Source organism: Kitasatospora purpeofusca, from assembly GCF_034043715.1.
GTDB lineage: Bacteria > Actinomycetota > Actinomycetes > Streptomycetales > Streptomycetaceae > Kitasatospora > Kitasatospora purpeofusca_A.
Map to the genome: position 1 here is coordinate 147,757 of NZ_JAXCLC010000003.1, position 17,473 is coordinate 165,229.

Here is a 17,473-nt window from a genome sequence, read left to right on the forward strand (position 1 = left end):
CGATGAGCAGCGATTCCGCCGCAGTCCCCCCACCGCACCACGCCGACCCGCGCCCGGTGCGCCGGATGGTCCCGCGCAGCCGGGAGGAGCCGCACCGGGTCGCCACCCCGCTGGAACTCTTCTTCGACCTCTGCTTCGTGGTCGCCGTCGGCCAGGCCGGGCGGGAGCTGGCCCACGATCTCGCCGAGGGCCACTGGGGCGACGGGCTGGCCGGCTACTCCTTCGCCTTCTTCGCGATCTGGTGGGCCTGGATGAACTTCACCTGGTTCGCCTCCGCCTACGACTGCGACGACGTGCCGTACCGGGTCACCACCCTGGTCCAGATCGCCGGCGTGCTGATCCTCGCGGCCGGGGTGCCGCGGCTCTTCGCCGACCAGGAGATCGTGCTGTCGGTGGTCGGCTACGTGGTGATGCGGCTGGCCATGGTCACCCAGTGGCTGCGCGCGGCGGCCGCCGAGGAGGGGCCGGCGCGCGGTGTGGCGCTGCGCTACGCCGCCGGGATCACCCTCTGCCAGATCGGCTGGACGGTGGTGCTGGTGCTCCCGCACGACGTCCGGGCGGTGTTGATCCCGATCGGGATCCTGGCCGAGCTGTCCGTGCCGGTGGTCGCCGAGCTGCGGATGCGGACCAGCTGGCACCCGCACCACATCGCCGAGCGGTACGGCCTGTTCACGCTGATCGTGCTCGGCGAGACGGTGGCGGCGGCGACCGTCGCGGTGCAGTCCGCGGTGGACGAGCACGAGGGGCTGAGCCGGCTGCTGCCGGTCGCGGCCGGCGGTCTGCTGATCTGCTTCTCGGCCTGGTGGATCTACTTCGCCCGGCCGGTCCACGACCATCTGCGCGACAACCGGCAGGCCTTCCTCTGGGGCTACGGCCACTACCTGGTCTTCGGTGCGGCGGCGGCGATCGGCTCCGGGCTGGAGGTGGCCGTCGAATCGGCCGTGCACAAGGCGCACGTGTCCGAGACGGCCGCCGCCGCGACGGTGACCGTGCCGACCGCGCTCTACCTCGTCACCGTGTGGTTGCTGCACTCCCGGCACGTCAAGACCGGCGCGGCTCAGGTGCTGCTGCCGGCCGCCTCGGTGGTGGTGCTCGCCTGTACGGCGGCGGGCGGCTCCGGGGTCCTGGCGGCGGGCCTGGTGACGGCGTCGACGGTGGCGGTCGGGGTGGCGCTGCAGGCCAGGGAGCGCTGAGCGAGCGCGGTCGGCCCGTCCGCGCGCGGCGGGTCGGGCGGCGCCGGCCCCAGCAGGCCGTGCAGGACCTCGCCGTGCCCGGACAGCCAGGCCCGGTACGCGGGGCTGGCCTCGGCGAGGTCCAGGTAGGCCGCCCGCAGCTCCTCGTACAGTGCCTCGCGGGCCGGCCGGCCGAGGGCGCGGGGCCGCCAGACCAGGAGCAGCCGCACGGTCAGCGGGTCGCCGTGCAGCCGGCGGACGACGGTGCCCGGTCCGGGCAGTGAGGTCGGCTGGCAGGGGCGGACCGCTTCGCCGGAGGCGACGAGCTCGGCGGCGGTGGCGTTGTCCCGGACCTGGACCACGCGCGGATTGAGCCCGGCGGCGCGGAACACCCGGCGCATGGCGGCGTACTCGTGGTCGGCGGTCGGGTCCACCATCCAGGTGTCCTCGGCGAGTTCGGCCAGCCGGACCACCTGCCGCGAGGCCGCCGGATGGCCCGAGGTGAGTGCGACGAACTGCGGCTCGCGGGCGAGCAGGACCCGGTGCTCGGCGTCCGGCGGCAGCCGCACCGGGAAGCCCTCGCTCTCGTGCACGAAGGCGACGTCCAGTTGGTCGGCGGCGATCATCCGGAGCAGGGCGTTGGCGGAGATGTCGATCTGGATCGTGGTGTCGGTCTCCGGCAGCCGCTCGTGCACCCGGCGCAGCCACGCGGCCACCGCCCGGCTGCCGACGCTGCCGATGCGCAGCCGGCGGGCCCGCTCGCCACCGGCGGCCTCCCTGGCCTCCTGGCGCGCGGCGGTGACCAGCGCGGCCATCTCGGCGATCACCGGTCTGGCTCTGGACAGCACGGAGTGGCCGAGCGCGGTCGGCCGGCTGCCGGTCTGCTCCCGGGTGAACAGCGTTCCGCCGACAGCCCGTTCGATGCGGTGCAGCTGGGTGGTGAGCGACGGCTGGGTCATCCCGAGCTGCAGCGCGGCCTTGCGGAGGCTTCCGGTGTCGGCGATCGCGCACAGCACCCGCAGGTGTCTCACGTCGAGCTCCACACGGGGGAGCGTAACGGCCAGAACGGGATGACGCCAGGGACATGACAGGCTGTCGGGTCGGCAGGGGCGCGGGCGCCGGACCGCGCGGGCGGGGCAGCGGGCGACTCCCGGGCGACTGCCGGCCGACCCCCGGGCGGATCCACGGGCGACTCCCGGACGACCCCCGGGCGATACCCGGCCGACTCCCGGCCGACCGCGGGACGGATCTCCGGGAGCGGCCCCCGGCGGGTGCGGGTGATTGGTTCGGGCTATCGCCGGTTGACATCATCCGCCGGGCCGCCGGCCTGGCCGAAGCTCTGTGGGCAGCAAGCATTCATCCGATGCCCGCGGTCCGGCCCCCACCGCCCGCGGCGCACTCGCGAATCGGAGCCCCCACATGAACCGCATGCCGCGAACGCTCTCCGTCGCGCTCGGACTCGCCCTCGCCCTAGGAACGGCCGCCCTGCCCGCCGCCGCCACCGCCGCCCCGGTGACCGCTCCCGGTCCGGCCGCCGCCCACGGGTACACCCCGGGCGCCGCCACGAAGAGCGCCGGCAAGGCGGACGACCGGGCGTTCTACGAGGCCGTCATGAAGTCCGCGCGGGCCAAGCAGGCCGCCACCCCGTACCTGCGGGCCGTCGTGGTCACCTACGACGCGGGCAACGCGCCCTCCTTCGCGGCGGAGATAGCCCGGAGCGCGCAGATCTGGAACGGCTCGGTCGCCAATGTCCGGCTGCAGGAAGGGTCCGGCGCCGACTTCGCCTACTACGAGGGCGACGACCCGGAGAACGGCTCGTACGCGAGCACCGACGGTCACGGCCAGGGCTACATCTTCCTCGACTACACCCAGAACCAGCAGTACTCCTCGGTGCGGGTGACCGCCCACGAGACCGGCCACGTGCTGGGCCTGCCGGACCACTACTCGGGCCCGTGCAGCGAGCTGATGTCCGGTGGCGGGCCCGGTCCGTCCTGCACCAACGCGTACCCGAACAGCACCGAGCGCAGCCGGGTCAACTCCCTCTGGCGCAACGGCCTGGCCGGCTGACGTCGGTGTGCCCGGCCCGCTGACCCGCAGACCGGCCTGCTGGCCGGCCTCGTGACCCGCTGACCTGCCGCCCCGCTGATCTGCTGCCCGGCCTCGTGCCCGCTGATCTGCCGGTCCGCCGGTCCACCCTTCGCGGCCCGCCCGTCCGGCGGGCGGCCCCTCGACGCGCGCCGCCCGGACGCCCCTCCGGCCGGTCCGGCGCGCCCGCACCACCGCGGTACCCCGCCCGAAGTACCCCCGACCCCTCGGTCCTTGAACGGGAGCCCCCACATGAACCGTGTCTCACGCACGTTTTCCGCTGCCGTCGGACTGGCGCTCGCCGCCGGTCTGGCCGTCCTGCCGACCACCACCGCCGCCGCCGCGCCGACCCAGGGCTACACCGCCGCCGGCTCCGCCTACGCCGGCTCGCCCACCGAGGACGCCAACAACAAGGCGTTCTTCGAGGCCGTCATGGCGTCCGCCCGGGCCAAGCAGGCCGCCAACCCGTTCCTGCTCGCGGTCACCGTGACCTACGACGCCAGCAGCGCGCCCACCTTCCGCAACCAGATATCCCAGAGCGCGCAGATCTGGAACAGCTCGGTCGCCAACGTCCAGCTGCGCTCCGGCTCGGCCGCCGACTTCCGCTACTACGAGGGCAACGACTCGCGCGGCTCGTACGCGAGCACCGACGGCCACGGCCGCGGCTACGTCTTCCTCGACTACGCGCAGAACCGCCAGTACAGCTCGCTGCGCGTCGTCGCGCACGAGACCGGGCACGTGCTGGGCCTGCCGGACCACTACTCGGGCCCGTGCAGCGAGCTGATGTCCGGTGGCGGCCCCGGCACCTCCTGCACCAACCCGAACCCGAACAGCACCGAGCGCAGCCGGGTCAACACCCTCTGGCGGAACGGCCTGGCCGGCTGATCCTCCTCCCGCACCGCAGTGGACGGCCCGGTCGCCGAACCCCCGGCGACCGGGCCGCCCCGCGTGCGTTCCCGCCCTTCGCGGCGCACCTGAGCAGGGCCGGCGGTGGGCGCCCCACCGTGCCACCGCCGCGCCCGCTCGCGCCGCACCCCCGGGCGGCGGCTGCGCACCCCGGGGCTGTCGGTACCCCGTGCGAGCATGCGGACGAGGAGCCGTCCGCCGCCGACCGTGAGGTGCCACCGCCATGCCGCCGTCCAAGCCCCAGCACGTCCCCGACCGCCTGGAGGACCTGCCGTACGCGGACCACCTGGTCCCGCACCGCGGCCCGCTGCGCGGCGACGACCGCTACGACACCGTCCACTTCGACGGCGGCGAGTACACCGACCAGTCGGCCGCCGGCGCCACCTTCCTGGAGTGCGCCCTGACCGGCGTCGCCCTGAGCGGCGTCAAGCTCCGCCAGGCCCGGTTCAACGAGGTCTGGTCGCAGGCCGGCCGCTGGGTGGCGTGCGACCTCGTCGACAGCGAGTGGCAGGACAGCGCCGTCACCGGCGGCGTCCTGGCCGGCATCGCCGCCCACGGCGCCGCGCTGCGCCGGGTGGTCCTGCGCGGCTGCAAGCTGGAGGCGGTCAACCTGCGCGCCGCCGTCCTGCGCGACGTCGTCTTCGAGGACTGCCTGCTGCGCGACGTCGACTTCGGCGACGCGAAACTCACCGGAGTGTCCTTCCCCGGCTCGACCCTGGAGGAGGTCCACCTGCGCGGCGCCACCCTGAGCGGCGTCGACCTGCGCGGGGCCGTCTCCCTCGGCCTCCCCGACGGCCACCAGGGCCTGCGCGGCGCCCTGATCAGCTCCACCCAACTCCTCGAACTGGCACCCCAGTTCGCCCATGCCCTGGGGATCACGGTGAAGGACGACTGAGCCCCTGTTCAGCTCCCGGTCGTTCGGTGACGGCCGGGAGAACAGTCCGACAAACCTGCTTCCGGCCCCTGGCCGGGCCGTCCGGGCGGGTGGAAGATGCTGCGCGATCGAGTGGCCCCGAGTTGTGTGCACAACCTCGCCAGTGAAGGGACGGGCTGGGCTGATGGCCGAGTTGAGTCGTAGGAAGTTCGTGACCATGTCCGGTGCCGCCGCCGCGGGCCTCGCCGCGGCCGGTGCCGGCAGCACCGGAGCGGGCGCCGCCCCGGCGGCCGGAGCGCCGGGGGAGGTAACCGCCGCTGCCCCGTCGGCGGCGCTGTCGCAGACCGGCACCCTCGCCGACGCGAAGCACATCGTGATCCTCATGCAGGAGAACCGCAGCTTCGACCACTACTTCGGCACCCTGCGCGGCGTCCGCGGCTTCGCGGACCGCTCCGCCATCCAGATCGCCGGCGGCTACTCCGTCTTCAACCAGCCCAACGGCCTGGGCCGCCAGTACCCGTGGCAGTTCAGCCTCACCAAGCCGGCCGGCGGCGCCGACCCGGAGCGCCTGGCCCAGTGCAACGGCGACCTCGCCCACGGCTGGGGGGACCAACACCGGGCCTGGAACGGCGGCAAGATGGACTCCTGGGTGGCGGCCAAGGGCAACAACCGCCCGCTCGGCTTCCTCACCCGCCAGGACATCCCGTTCCACTACGCGCTCGCCGAGAACTGGACCATCTGCGACGCCTACTTCTGCTCGATGCTGAGCGCCACCGGCCCCAACCGCACCTACCACTGGTCCGGCCAGATCGACCCGACCGGCGCGGCGGGCGGCCCGGCCTACGACGGCGGAGACGAGAAGGGCCTGCGCTGGCAGACCTACGCCGAGGCGCTGGAGAACGCCGGCGTCAGCTGGAAGGTCTACCAGAACGCCGCCGACAACTACGGCGACAACGCTTTGGCCTATTTCACCCAGTTCGCCAACGCCCCGGCCGGCAGCCCGCTCGCCGTCAAGGGCATGGGCTCCGTCCCCAAGGTCACCGGGAAGACCCCGGACGACATCGTCGCCGCGATCAAGTCCGACGTGCTGGCCGGGACGCTCCCGCAGGTCTCCTGGATCGTCCCCAACCAGGAGGTCTCCGAGCACCCCTACGCCACCCCGGCCGACGGCGCGCACTTCGTCCACCGGGTGATCGACGCGCTCAACGCGGACGCGGACGTCTTCAACTCCAGCGTCCTGTTCCTCAACTACGACGAGAACGACGGCTTCTTCGACCACGTCCCGCCGCCCGCCGCCCCGGCCGGCACCCCGGGCGAGTTCTACGGCGGCACCAACCTCGGCCTCGGCTTCCGCGTCCCGATGATCGCCGTCTCCCCGTGGACCCGCGGCGGCTGGGTCTCCTCCGAGGTCTTCGACCACACCTCGGTGCTGCGCTTCCTGGAGAAGTGGACCGCCGCCATCGGCAGGCCCGCCACCTGCGTCAACATCAGCGACTGGCGCCGCCGGGTCTGCGGCGACCTGACCGGCCTGTTCGACTTCGCCAACCCGGTCTACGGCCTGCCCGGGCTGCCCGACACGGCCGGCGCGGTGGTCGGCATGTCGAGCTGCGGCCCGCTGCCCAACCCGGCCCCGGTGGACAACAAGCTGCCCGCCCAGGAGACGGGAACCCGCCCGGCCCGCGCCCTGCCCCACCAGCCGAACGCCAACCTGGACCACCTGGAGTACGGCTCGGCCGGTGCGATCAAGGTCTGGCTGACGATGGCCAACGAGGGCGCGGTGGTGACCAAGTCCGCCCACTTCGCCGCCTACGCCAACGCCTACCGCGGCGGCGGCCCCTGGCAGTACACCGTCGACCCCGGCGGCAACCAGAGCGACTTCTTCAACTGCGGCACCGGCTTCGGCGGCGGCCCCTACGACCTGAGCGTGGTCGGCCCCAACCGCTTCCTGCGCCGCTTCAAGGGCGATGCCAACAAGGCCGGCAAGAACGCGGCCGTCACCTGCTCGTACGCGGTCGAACCGGGCACGGGCAAGCCCGCGGTGTACTTCAAGCTCGCCAACACCGGTACTGCGGCGATGACCTTCACCATCACGTCCACCAACTACCGCACCGACGGCCCCTGGACGTACCAGGTCCCGGCGGGCGGCAGTGTGACGGACTTCTTCAACGCCGTCGCCTACACGAATGGTTGGTACGACTTCACCGTGACGGTGAACGTGGACACCACCTGGTCCCAGCGCTTCACCGGCCACCTGGAGACCGGCACGGCCAGCATCACCGGCTGAGGCACAAAACGGGGTCCGCTGCCCGCACACCGGGCAGCGGACCCGGGGGAGGTGCGTCAGACCGCGCCGTTCAGGAAGTCGGGTGCCCGTCGTTGAGGTAGCGGGGCCGCCCATCCTGCAGGGCCGCCAGAGCGGCGTCATAACGAGGCAGAAGCCGGGCGCGCAGAAGCCGACGTGCGTCGGTAGGCGCGAGCATCGCAGCTTCTATCAGCTCGGCGTCATGGGGGAGTAGGACATCCGCCTGATCGGTGGTGATCACGCCACCGTCGAAGATGAAGGCAAGTTGATCGTCCCACGGCCCGTGTGGGGGTACCCAGTCGACGACGAGAAGCCCGCAGGTGCGGATCTCCAAGCCGAGTTCTTCGCGTAGCTCGCGGCGCGCCGCCAGTTCCGGGGCTTCGTTCGCCTCCGCCATCCCACCAGGGAGGTCCCAACCCGGCTTGTAGCCCGGGTTCACGACCAGGATCCGGCCCACGGGGTCTCTGATGATCACATCGGCGGCAACGCGTTTCCGCGCCTGTCTGGCGTTGCCCTCGGCGAGGTAGGCGGCCCATGCCACCGGGTCATCCGGCGTCGGTGTCCCCACTGCCGTTCCCTCCCCTTCGCGGCGGCATGATGTCGGCCAGTAGCAACGCCCGGGTTCTGCGTGCTTCGGCGAATCGTGCCAGATACTCACGGACGGGACGGTAATCGGCGTGCTCGGCGAGCTGATCCCGAAGGTCGTCAAGCTGCTGAACGACCCTTACTGAACCGAGGGTGGGGCTGGTAGCGAGAAGTTCGGCCCCGACCCCGACCGCGGCGTCCAGTTCCTTGCGCTGCACGTGCACGGCTGCGAGCGTGATGCGGCTCAATGCAAGGGATCTTGCCCGTCCATGGCCTCGAAGCCGCACGGCCTCCTGTGCGTGCTCCAGCGCATCGCTGTACCGCCCCAAGTCCTTGAGCGCCAGAGCGGACTCACTGGCCAGGGCCGCGTGATCGAAGGGGCTGAGCCAGGGATGAGCGTCATCCGTGGCGAGGTCGAGGAGAGTGCGAGCCTGCCCGAGTGCGTACCTCGCCGATGTCGGCTGCCCGAGTGCTGCCAGAGCGCGAGCGTGCATCGTGTGAAGGCGTGCGGCCAGACTCGGCAAGTGAGGGCCACCGCGGGCGATTTCAATCCCAGTCAATGCCCAATGTGCAGCCTGCTTGGTATCGCCGGACTGTAGGGACAGGTGACTGTTGCTCGCGGCGACGTGGGCCGCGAACGGCTGATCACCTGAGATCCGCGCGAGCGGCAATGCCTTGGCGAAGTGCGCAGCCGCCAGGACGTCCTGGCCCGAGTCATGCGCCATCCAGCCAGCCATTTCGGTGAGAGCGGCGGCGGCGCCGAAGACGCTTGGGCCCGTCGTGCCGTCCATCAAGCGCGGAGCCACACTCACCCGCAGGTGTTGTACAACGGCGCCGTACAGTCGCCCGCCGCCGGCTTGGCGGTCTGCCTCGCGAAACGCATCCATTGCTGCGAGGTCGTCGGATTCGGCAAGTACGGCCGCCAAGGGCGCCGGTTGCACCGGCGCTGTTGGTTCCCACGGGCGTATTGCGAGGCCGAACAAGCTGCCCGGGATGTGGAACGCGTCGGCCAGTTGCTCGAACATCGACAACTTTTCGACCCGGGTCCGACCATTCATGTAGTCGTACAGACGGCCCTGTGTGATCTCAGCTGCTGCGGCGAGACGGCGTGTGCTGACGCCACGGCCGTTCAGCAGCTTGAACAGAGCGCCGATATCGCGTGCTCGGAGGATGGCCAGCATCCGCTCATCTCCGAGGAGCCCCGCGACGACATCGCGCGGTGATGGTGGCTGGTCCAGGTCCACTGTTTCGCTCCCCCTGACGGCGCGCTCCGATCGTAAGCCCACAGCGTGTGCACGGACTCCAACTTGGAGTCACCGACTCGGAGTCTCCGGGCAAGGGCTCTGCGCCGTTGAATGGCGGCACTGGCAGGTGACTCGCTGCTCCCCGGGGAGCAGCGAGAGGATCAGCACCACCCGCCCTGGTCGCCCTTCCATGAGACGGCCGGTGCGGGCACCTCGCACCGATGTACGACCAGGAGCGTCGCCCGACGCCCGGTTCTCCCCATCGTGAGGAGCAGTCAGCATGAGCACCCCGATCGAACGTCCTCCCGGCCCGACAGCGCCGGAGATCGAGTGGCGCACCGAGAACGCCGACCAACCATCTACGTAGGAGGACTGGCCATGGCCTGGGGTACGGGTAAGGGCGGAAGCAGTGGCGGCGGATCGGGCGGCAACGACGGTGGGCAGGGCAGGCACGGGGGCAAGAAGGACCCCGGCGACTCCAAGACGACCGCCGATCACCAGAGCGGCAAGGTCGACAACAAGCACAAGAAGGACGAGAAGTAGTTGACCGGTGAGCACGAGACGGGGCAGGCCGCCATGCGCGGCCTGCTCCGGGCTGTCGCGGAATACCTCGGCCACGACGTGGCCCCCGAGTGGGAGGCCGCCGCCTACGCGGTCCCCCGCCACCACTTCATGCCGGAACTGGTCCGGGACGCGAACACACTTGAGCCGATCAGCAGGACCGGCGACCCCGCCGGCTGGTGGGCCACCGCCTATGCGGAAGCCCCGGTGGTCACTCAGGTCAACGACGGTCGGGAGACCGACGACGACCCGGTTCCGACGTCGTCCCTGTCCGATCCGGGAATCGTCTTCCGCATGCTCGACATGCTCGACCTGCGGAGCGGCATGCGCGTGCTGGAGATCGGCACCGGTCCGGGGTGGAACGCGGCGCTCATGTCGCACCGCCTCGGCCCGGACCTGGTGACCAGTGTCGAAGTCGACCCCGCTGTGGCCGCGAGCGCTCGCACCGCCCTGCACGACCTCGGGCTGTCCCCCGTGGTGGTGTGTGGTGACGGCAGCCGCGGATGGGCCCCGGGCGCTCCGTACGATCGCGTGATCGCCACCTGCGCGTTCCGGTCCGTGCCGTCGGATCTGATCGCACAGACCGTACCGGGCGGGTTGGTTCTGCTGCCGTGGGACAGTCCGTGGATGGGGTGGGGTTTGCTGCTGCTGGCGGTGGCCGAGGACGGCAGTGCCTCGGGGCGGTTCAGCCCGCACAGTGCTTTCATGCTCAATCGGAGGCAGCGATCCGGGGTCCGGCTCTACCGGGACGTGGTCCGGGACGAGCACGTGCCCGACGAGTCGTTCACCGACCTGCCCGCGTTCGAGATCGCCGAGGATCGGGGGGACCTGTCGTTCAGCATCGGCATTCGCCTTGCCGATGTGTGGCAGGCCTGGGACAACGATCCCGATGTGGACGGCGTCGCCCGCCGGCTCTGGCTCGCCACCACGGACGCGAAGTCGTGGGCGGCCGTGGACTGGGCGGGCGACGGAGCGAAGGGGTTCACGGTATGGCAGCACGGTCCCCGACGGCTGTGGGCCGAGGTGGCCGAGGCCCATGCGTGGTGGCTGGTCGAGGACGAGCCCGGACCTGACCGTTTCGGGCTGACCGTGGCCCCCGACGGGTCGCACAGCTACTGGCTCGACGACCCGCGGACGGTCGTACGGAGTTCCGCACCCCCGCTGGAGTGAGCCCGGGGCGCCGCCGATTGGGCGGCGCCCCGGACCTCACAACTCCCGGGGAAACCACGGGTCGTGGACCTCCCGAGGGCCGTCCGGGGTCAACAGAGTAAGCGTGAACGGACCCGCCGCGTACTCGGTCAGCAGCACCGCGCCGTGGCGGGTCTCCAGTTCGGCCTGGAGGGGCACCCGCAGCCGGCTCAGCGCCCGCCGCAGTTGCAGCGCGTCGCGGCGGCTGATCGGCTGCGGAGCGCGCAGCACTACCCGCAGGGGGCTCAGCGGGCCTGCCACCGGTTCGCCGGTGGCCAGCTCGTAGCCGATCGCGCCGACCGGGCCCCAGGCCAGCCGGTGGTCCGCGATCAGCTGTCCGGCGGTGGGCAGCACCGCCAGGGCCGGGACCGCCGCGATCCGGGCGGGGGACAGCAGGCCGATCCGGCCCGGCAGCTGCTCCGGGCGCAGCGTGCGGGCCACCGCCGCCCGGGGTGCCAGTGCGTCCAGCCGCTGCCCGCGTTCGGGGCCGCGCACCGTGACCGGGATCCAGGTCTCGGCGGCGGCCGACGCGTCCCGGGTGCAGCGCACGGGACGGGGCGTGTCCACGGGCGACCCCGCCATGGAAGGGGCCCGGGCGACCGTCACCCAGGGGTGCGCGCGCAGCACCTGCCGGGTCCAGGCGGGAAGTTCGCCGCCGTCGAGGGGCCGCAGGGAGCTGGGGCACCGCATCAGCAGCAGGTCGTGCGCGCCGGGCGGCCGCCCGCCCGGTGCAGCCAGGGCCCCGACCAGTCGGCGCGGCCCGCCGTGCGGGTCCTCACTCGGACGGGGGAGGCGGGGAAGGGCGGCGACGGTCACGGTGGGCTCCAGGGGTGGACGGGACCGGCTGACGGTTCCCACCCTTCCCCCGCCCCACCGCCCCGGCTACGGACCTTCGGCGCCCACCACCCGGGACCAAGGGCTCAACCGGGACCAAGGGCTCAACCGGGATCAAGGGCTCAACCGGGACCGAGGGCCCAACGGCCCCGCAGCGGGTGCGGGCCCGGCACCGCGGTGTGAGAGTGGGGGCAAACCGGAATCAGCCCGGAGGAGGAGTCATGGGCATCTTCGACAGGTTCCGCCACAAGGCGCAGCACTCCGCCGAGGAGGCCAGGTCCTCGCTCGGTGGGGGCCCCGAGCAGGGCACCGCCGCGATGACCGACGCCGCGCAGCGCGCCGCGCTCGCGCACGACGAGGCCGCCGACGCCTTCGGCAGCGAGGCGGAGAAGGCCAGGGAGGCCCGGGAGTCGGCCGCGATCGGCGAGCGGGAGGCCGAGGAGCGGGCCCGCCAGGACATGACCGCGGAGGGTGACCCCTGGGGCTGACCCGCTGGGGCGGGCGACCCGGCCGCCGCTCACCGCTCCCGGGGCGGTAGCGGCGGCCGCCGCAGGTCCGGGCGCGGTGTGTCCGCCGGGGGAGGTACCGCGGCCGGTGCGTCCTCCAGCAGGTCCAGTGCCAGCCGCACCGCCGTGGCCAGTTCCGGGTACCGCCCGGCGGCCCAGTCCCCGGGGGTGCGGAGCACGTGCACGTCCGGTTCGACGCCCCGGTTCTCGATCGACCAGCCGAGCCCGCCGGTGAACCAGGAGGCGTTCTTCGGCACCGAGATCTGCGTCCCGTCGCCGAGCAGGTGCCGCCCGGTCATGCCGACCACTCCGCCCCAGGTGCGGTTGCCGACCACCGGGCCGAGTCCGAGCAGCCGGATCGCGGCGATGACGACGTCCCCGTCCGAGCTGGTGGCCTCGTCGGCGAGTGCCACCACCGGCCCGCGCGGCGCGTCGCGCGGCCACCGGACGGGTTCCCGGCCCCGGCTGAAGTCCCAGGCCAGCACGCGGCGGGTGAGTTTCTCCAGGACGAGTTCGGAGACGTTGCCGCCGGCGTTGCCGCGCACGTCCAGGACGAGCGCGGGTTTGTCCATCTCCCGCCGCACGTCCCGGTTGAACTGCGCCCAGCCGGAGCCGCCGAGGTCGGGGATGTGCAGGTAGCCGCACCGGCCGTCGCTGAACTCCCGGACCAGGGCGCGCCGTTTGACCACCCAGTCCTGGTAGCGGACGGGCCGTTCGTCGGTGAGCGGGGTGACCGTGATCCGGCGCGGGGTGCCGTCGGGGCCGCCCCGGCGCAGGGTGAGCTCGACGCTGGTGCCGCCGGTGCCGGCGAGCAGCGGCAGCGGTCCGCGCACCGGGTCGACGGGGCGCCCGGCGACGGCGAGCAGTTCGTCGCCGTCGTGCACGCCGTGGGTGGCGAGCGGGGCGCGGGCGCGCGGGTCGGAGGACTCGCCGGGCAGGACGCGGTCGACCAGCCAGTGTCCGTCGGGGGTGCGGTGGGCGTTGGCGCCGAGCAGGCCGACGGGCTGCTGGGCGAGGGAGGGGCCCTCGCCGCGGCGGGACGGGGTGACGTAGGCGTGCGAGGTGCCGAGTTCGCCGAGGAGTTCGCGCAGCAGGTCGGCGAAGTCGTCGGGGCCGGCGATCCGCTCCAGCAGCGGCTCGTACTGGGCGACGAGGGCGGGCCAGTCGAGTCCGCACATCCCCTCGTCCCAGAACTGGTCCCGGACGATCCGCGCGGCCTCCGCGTAGGACTGGCGCCACTCGGCGGCCGGGTGCACGGTGTGGGTGATCCGCCGCAGGTCGACGGTGGTGGCGCCGGAGGGCGCGGTGACCGGGACGATCCGCAGGGTGCCGGCCGAGTAGACGGCGACCGAGCCGCCGTCGCCGGAGACCGCGAAGCCGTCGAGCCGGTCGGCGAGGGTGGAGCGGCTGCCGCGAGCCAGGTCGTAGTACTCCAGGGAGGGGCGGCCGGAGGTGTCGTCGGGGTTGGTGAAGGTCTGGCCGAGCATGCCGGAGATCGGCCAGCGCAGCCAGACCAGGCCACCCCGGACGGCGTCGGTGGCCGAGTACTTGCCGGCCAGGACGGGGAACTGGACCAGCCGCTCGCCGATGCCCTCGGGGTCGACGTGGACGGTGCCGTCGCCGCCGCCGTCGCCGTGCGGGGCGGGGTCCTCGTCGGGGGCGGCGAACGGGGACGGGGTGCCGGCGGCGAGCGGGACGAGGTAGGGGCGGCAGCCGAGCGGGAAGGAGAGGTCGCCGGTGTGCACGTCGTGGACGGGGTCGAAGCCGCGCCAGGAGAGGAAGGCCAGGTAGCGGCCGTCCCGGGTGAAGACCGGCTGCTCGTCCTCGAACCGGCCGTCGGTGACGTCGACGACCGGTGCGGGGGCGCCGGTGCGGGTGAGCCGGATCCGGCGCAGTGAGCGGCCGGCGGCGGGCTGGGACCAGGCGATCCACCGCGAGTCGGGCGAGAAGCGGGCGCTGGTGACCGGTCCGTGGCCGGAGGCGGCGAGTTCCCGGACGGTGCCGTCGGCGGCGGTGAGCAGCAGTAGCCGCCCGTCGGCGGAGGTGACGGCGAGGAGGGCGCCGTCGGGGGCCGCGGTGAGTTCCAGGACGCGGCCGAGCCGCCCGGCGGCGAGCACCCGGTGGCCGTGCTGCGAGGGTGCCTGCTCGTGGCCGGGCAGCGGCACGATCTCGACGGCGTCCTCGCCCTCGGCGTCGGTGATCCAGGCGGCCTCGCCGGTCCCGGCGAGCACGACCGGCAGCCGGGTCCGGACGCCGGGGGTGTCGGCGAGCGCCCGGGCCGGGCCCTCGCGGTGGGTGAGCCAGTACTGGCTGCCGCGGACGGTGATCACCCCGGCCCGGCCGGTGCGGTCGCAGGCGAGGTCCTTGACGTGGGAGGCGGCGGCGACCCGGTACGGGCGGCGGCCGGCCCGGGAGCCGCCGAGCGGGACGCGCAGCCGGCGCGGGGCGGGGGCGTCGAGGCCGTCCAGCAGCCAGAGGTCGCCGGCGTGCTGGTAGACGATCCGGGTGCCGTCGGTGGCGGCCTCGCGGGCGTAGTAGGAGGCGTGGTCGGTGTGCCGGCGCAGTCCGGTGCCGTCGGGGCGGCAGGAGTAGAGGTTGCCGACGCCCTCGTGGTCGGAGAGGAAGGCGATCCGGTCGCCGTCGGGGGCGGTGACCGGCATCGGGCAGGCGAGGTGTCCGGGGAGGTCGGCGAGGATCCGTTCGCCGTCCACCCAGAGCCGGCCGGTGGCGCCGCCGCGGTAGCGCTTCCAGGCGGCGGGTTCGTGCGGGGCGGCTCCGGTGAGCAGCACGGTGTGGGCGGGGCCGACCTGGGCGTCGCCGACCGGTCCCCAGGGCATCCGCCGGGCGGGGCTGCCGTCGGGGGGCAGGGCGTGCGCCCAGGTGTAGTGGCCGAAGGGCTCGTGGTAGGAGGTGACGGCGAGCAGTTCGCCGTCGGGCAGCCAGCCGCGCAGCCGGGTGTCCTGGCTGCCCCAGTAACTGAGCCGGCGGGCCTCGCCGCCGTCGACCGGGGCGGTCCACACCTCGGGGGCGAGGCTCAGCCAGCCGGTCCAGGCGAGGGTGCGGCCGTCGGGGGAGATCCGGGGGTGGCTGACCCGGGTGCGGTCGCAGCTGATCCGCCAGGCCCGGCCGGTGCCGGCGGCGTCGGGGTCGAGCGGGGCGATCCAGACGTCGTCCTCGGCGGTGAACGCCAGCAGGCCCCCGCGCAGGTGGGGGTGGCGGAGGTAGCCGGGCGACGTCACCCTTCCATGCTTCGGCCGCGGGTCGCGCCCGGCAACCCGAGCCCGGACGGGCGGGTCGGGCGAGGGCCCCGGGACCCGCCCCGACCTGCCGCTCCCGGCCCCCGGAACCGGTCTGGACCATTGACACCGTACGGCCGGATCCACTTCAGTGGTCTAGTCCAACTCTGATGCCCGGCCGCGCCGTTCCCCCACCACCGGTGCGCGCCCGGGCATGCCCCGGACACCCCCACACCCGCGCCTCCGCGAGGAGTCCCCCACATGCGCAGATCACCCGTCACCCTGCCCGCGCCCGCCCGCCGCCGGCCGCGCGCCCTGCTGGCCGCCGGCACCGCCTCGGCCGTCGCCGCCGCCACCATGGTCGGCCTCACCCTGGGCCTGGCGCCCAGCGCCTCGGCCGGGGAGTTCCTGGTCAACGGCGGTTTCGAGAGCGGCGCCCTCGGCCCCTGGAGCTGCTCCGGCGGCACCGGCAGCGTCGTCACCGGGCAGTCCCACGGCGGGAGCTACGCCCTCGCCGGGGCCGCCTCGGCGGGCGACAGCGCCCGCTGCGCGCAGACCGTCGCCGTCGCGCCGAACACCGCCTACACGCTCAGCGCCTACGTCAAGGGCTCGTACGTCTACCTCGGCGTGGACGGCGGCACCTCGACCTGGACGCCCGGCACCGGCGGCGCCTACCAGAAGCTGAGCGTCGCCTTCACCACCGGCGCCACCCAGACCAGCGCCACCGTCTACACCCACGGCTGGTACGGCCAGGGCACCTACTACGCGGACGACGTCTCGCTGGACGGCCCCGGCGCCCCCAGCCCGACCGCGACGCCGACGGTCACTCCGACCGTCACGCCCACCGTGACGCCGACGGTCACCCCCACGGTGACCCCGACCGTCACGCCCACCGGGACCCCGACCACCCCGCCGCCCGGCTCCAAGGCCCTGGTCGGCTACCTGCACGCGAGCTTCGCCAACGGCGCCGGCTACACCCGGGTGGCGGACGTCCCCGACTCCTGGGACTTCATCAACCTCTCCTTCGGCGAGCCGACCTCCGTCACCTCGGGCGACATCCGGTTCAACCGCTGCCCGGCCACCGAGTGCCCGACCGCCGAGTCCGACGCCGACTTCAAGGCCGCCATCGCGGCCAAGCGCGCCAAGGGCAAGAAGGTGCTGATCTCGATCGGCGGCCAGAACGGCCAGGTGCAGCTCACCACCGCCGCCGCCCGGGACGCGTTCGTCGGCTCGGTCTCGGCGATCATCGACAAGTGGGGCCTGGACGGCCTGGACATCGACTTCGAGGGCCACTCGCTGTCGCTCCAGACCGGCGACACCGACTTCAAGAACCCGACCAGTCCGGTCGTCGTCAACCTGATCTCGGCGATCCGGACGCTCAAGGCCAAGTACGGCCCCAGCTTCGTGCTGACCATGGCGCCGGAGACCTTCTTCGTCCAACTCGGCTACCAGTACTACGGTTCCGGTCCCTGGGGCGGCCAGGACCCGCGGGCGGGCGCGTACCTGCCGGTCATCCACGCCCTGCGCGACGACCTGACCCTGCTGCACGTCCAGGACTACAACTCCGGCTCCATCATGGGCCTGGACAACCAGTACCACTCCATGGGCGGCGCGGACTTCCACGTCGCGATGACCGACATGCTGCTCAAGGGCTTCCCGGTGGCGGGCAACACCAGCAACGTGTTCCCGGCGCTGCCCGCCTCCAAGATCGCCATCGGCATGCCGGCCACCACCAACGCGGGCAACGGCTACGTCGCTCCGGCCGAGGTGAACAAGGCGCTGGACTGCCTCACCAGGCTCGCCAACTGCGGAAGCTACGTCCCCAAGGCGGGCGCCCAGCCCGGCCTGCGCGGTCTGATGACCTGGTCCATCAACTGGGACCAGTTCGGCGGCCGGGAGTTCTCGAAGAACTTCGACTCCTACTTCCGCCGCTGAGGGCCGACCGGCCACCGGTCGAAGGCTGAGGCCCGAAGCCCGAAG

Annotated in this window: 13 protein-coding genes and 1 pseudogene; 9 read left to right on the plus strand and 5 right to left on the minus strand. The window is 73.1% G+C overall.

Annotation, left to right across the window (positions count from 1 at the left end):
* The first annotated feature begins 2 nt into the window (after positions 1–2).
* Positions 3–1,193 carry a low temperature requirement protein A gene (locus SM793_RS02825; protein ID WP_320436359.1) on the plus strand — a complete coding sequence of 397 codons (1,191 nt, stop codon included), beginning with the start codon at positions 3–5 and terminating at the stop codon, positions 1,191–1,193.
* Between the two features lie 188 nt (positions 1,194–1,381).
* On the opposite strand, the pseudogene SM793_RS02830 reads toward SM793_RS02825, so the two are convergent.
* A pseudogene (locus SM793_RS02830) lies at positions 1,382–2,215 on the minus strand (LysR family transcriptional regulator); the annotation flags it as partial.
* Positions 2,216–2,591: 376 nt separating this feature from the next.
* Here SM793_RS02830 and snpA (SM793_RS02835) point away from each other — a divergent pair.
* From snpA (SM793_RS02835) to SM793_RS02850, 4 genes are all read left to right on the plus strand, one after another.
* Positions 2,592–3,239, plus strand: a complete 648-nt coding sequence (snpA, locus tag SM793_RS02835) for a snapalysin (protein ID WP_320436360.1) — start codon at positions 2,592–2,594, stop codon at positions 3,237–3,239.
* 270 nt (positions 3,240–3,509) lie between these two features.
* On the plus strand, positions 3,510–4,142 hold the full coding sequence (gene snpA / locus SM793_RS02840) for a snapalysin (RefSeq protein ID WP_320436361.1): 633 nt from the start codon (positions 3,510–3,512) through the stop codon (positions 4,140–4,142).
* Positions 4,143–4,386: 244 nt separating this feature from the next.
* A complete protein-coding gene (locus SM793_RS02845) occupies positions 4,387–5,058 on the plus strand; it encodes a pentapeptide repeat-containing protein (protein WP_320436362.1) in 672 nt (223 codons plus the stop codon).
* Positions 5,059–5,221: 163 nt separating this feature from the next.
* A complete protein-coding gene (locus SM793_RS02850; RefSeq protein WP_320436363.1) occupies positions 5,222–7,321 on the plus strand; it encodes a phosphocholine-specific phospholipase C in 2,100 nt (699 codons plus the stop codon).
* Positions 7,322–7,391: 70 nt separating this feature from the next.
* Here SM793_RS02850 and SM793_RS02855 read toward each other — a convergent pair whose 3' ends face one another.
* Together SM793_RS02855 and SM793_RS02860 are read right to left on the minus strand one after the other, a co-directional pair.
* A complete protein-coding gene (locus SM793_RS02855) occupies positions 7,392–7,880 on the minus strand; it encodes an NUDIX hydrolase (protein ID WP_320436364.1) in 489 nt (162 codons plus the stop codon).
* A gap of 4 nt (positions 7,881–7,884) precedes the next feature.
* Positions 7,885–9,168 carry a helix-turn-helix domain-containing protein gene (locus SM793_RS02860; RefSeq protein ID WP_320436365.1) on the minus strand — a complete coding sequence of 428 codons (1,284 nt, stop codon included), beginning with the start codon at positions 9,166–9,168 and terminating at the stop codon, positions 7,885–7,887.
* Between the two features lie 378 nt (positions 9,169–9,546).
* Here SM793_RS02860 and SM793_RS02865 point away from each other — a divergent pair, with 378 nt between their 5' ends.
* Both SM793_RS02865 and SM793_RS02870 read left to right on the plus strand, forming a co-directional pair.
* Complete coding sequence (locus SM793_RS02865; protein WP_320436366.1) at positions 9,547–9,711, plus strand: hypothetical protein; 165 nt, start codon at positions 9,547–9,549, stop codon at positions 9,709–9,711.
* Complete coding sequence (locus SM793_RS02870) at positions 9,712–10,899, plus strand: methyltransferase domain-containing protein (protein WP_320436367.1); 1,188 nt, start codon at positions 9,712–9,714, stop codon at positions 10,897–10,899. It begins immediately after the preceding gene.
* Positions 10,900–10,935: 36 nt separating this feature from the next.
* Here SM793_RS02870 and SM793_RS02875 read toward each other — a convergent pair whose 3' ends face one another.
* Positions 10,936–11,733 (minus strand): phosphoribosyl-dephospho-CoA transferase MdcG domain-containing protein, encoded by a 798-nt coding sequence (locus SM793_RS02875; protein ID WP_320436368.1) that lies wholly within the window; start codon positions 11,731–11,733, stop codon positions 10,936–10,938.
* 239 nt (positions 11,734–11,972) lie between these two features.
* Here SM793_RS02875 and SM793_RS02880 point away from each other — a divergent pair, with 239 nt between their 5' ends.
* Positions 11,973–12,239: a hypothetical protein gene (locus SM793_RS02880; protein ID WP_320436369.1), complete on the plus strand. Its 267-nt coding sequence runs from the start codon at positions 11,973–11,975 to the stop codon at positions 12,237–12,239.
* A gap of 29 nt (positions 12,240–12,268) precedes the next feature.
* On the opposite strand, the gene SM793_RS02885 is transcribed toward SM793_RS02880, so the two are convergent.
* Entirely contained in the window at positions 12,269–15,496 is a 3,228-nt protein-coding gene (locus SM793_RS02885) for a S41 family peptidase (RefSeq protein ID WP_320436370.1), read from the minus strand.
* 258 nt (positions 15,497–15,754) lie between these two features.
* On the opposite strand from SM793_RS02885, the gene SM793_RS02890 reads away from it, so the two are divergent.
* Positions 15,755–17,428 carry a chitinase gene (locus SM793_RS02890; protein ID WP_413815859.1) on the plus strand — a complete coding sequence of 558 codons (1,674 nt, stop codon included), beginning with the start codon at positions 15,755–15,757 and terminating at the stop codon, positions 17,426–17,428.
* Positions 17,429–17,473: the final 45 nt, after the last annotated feature.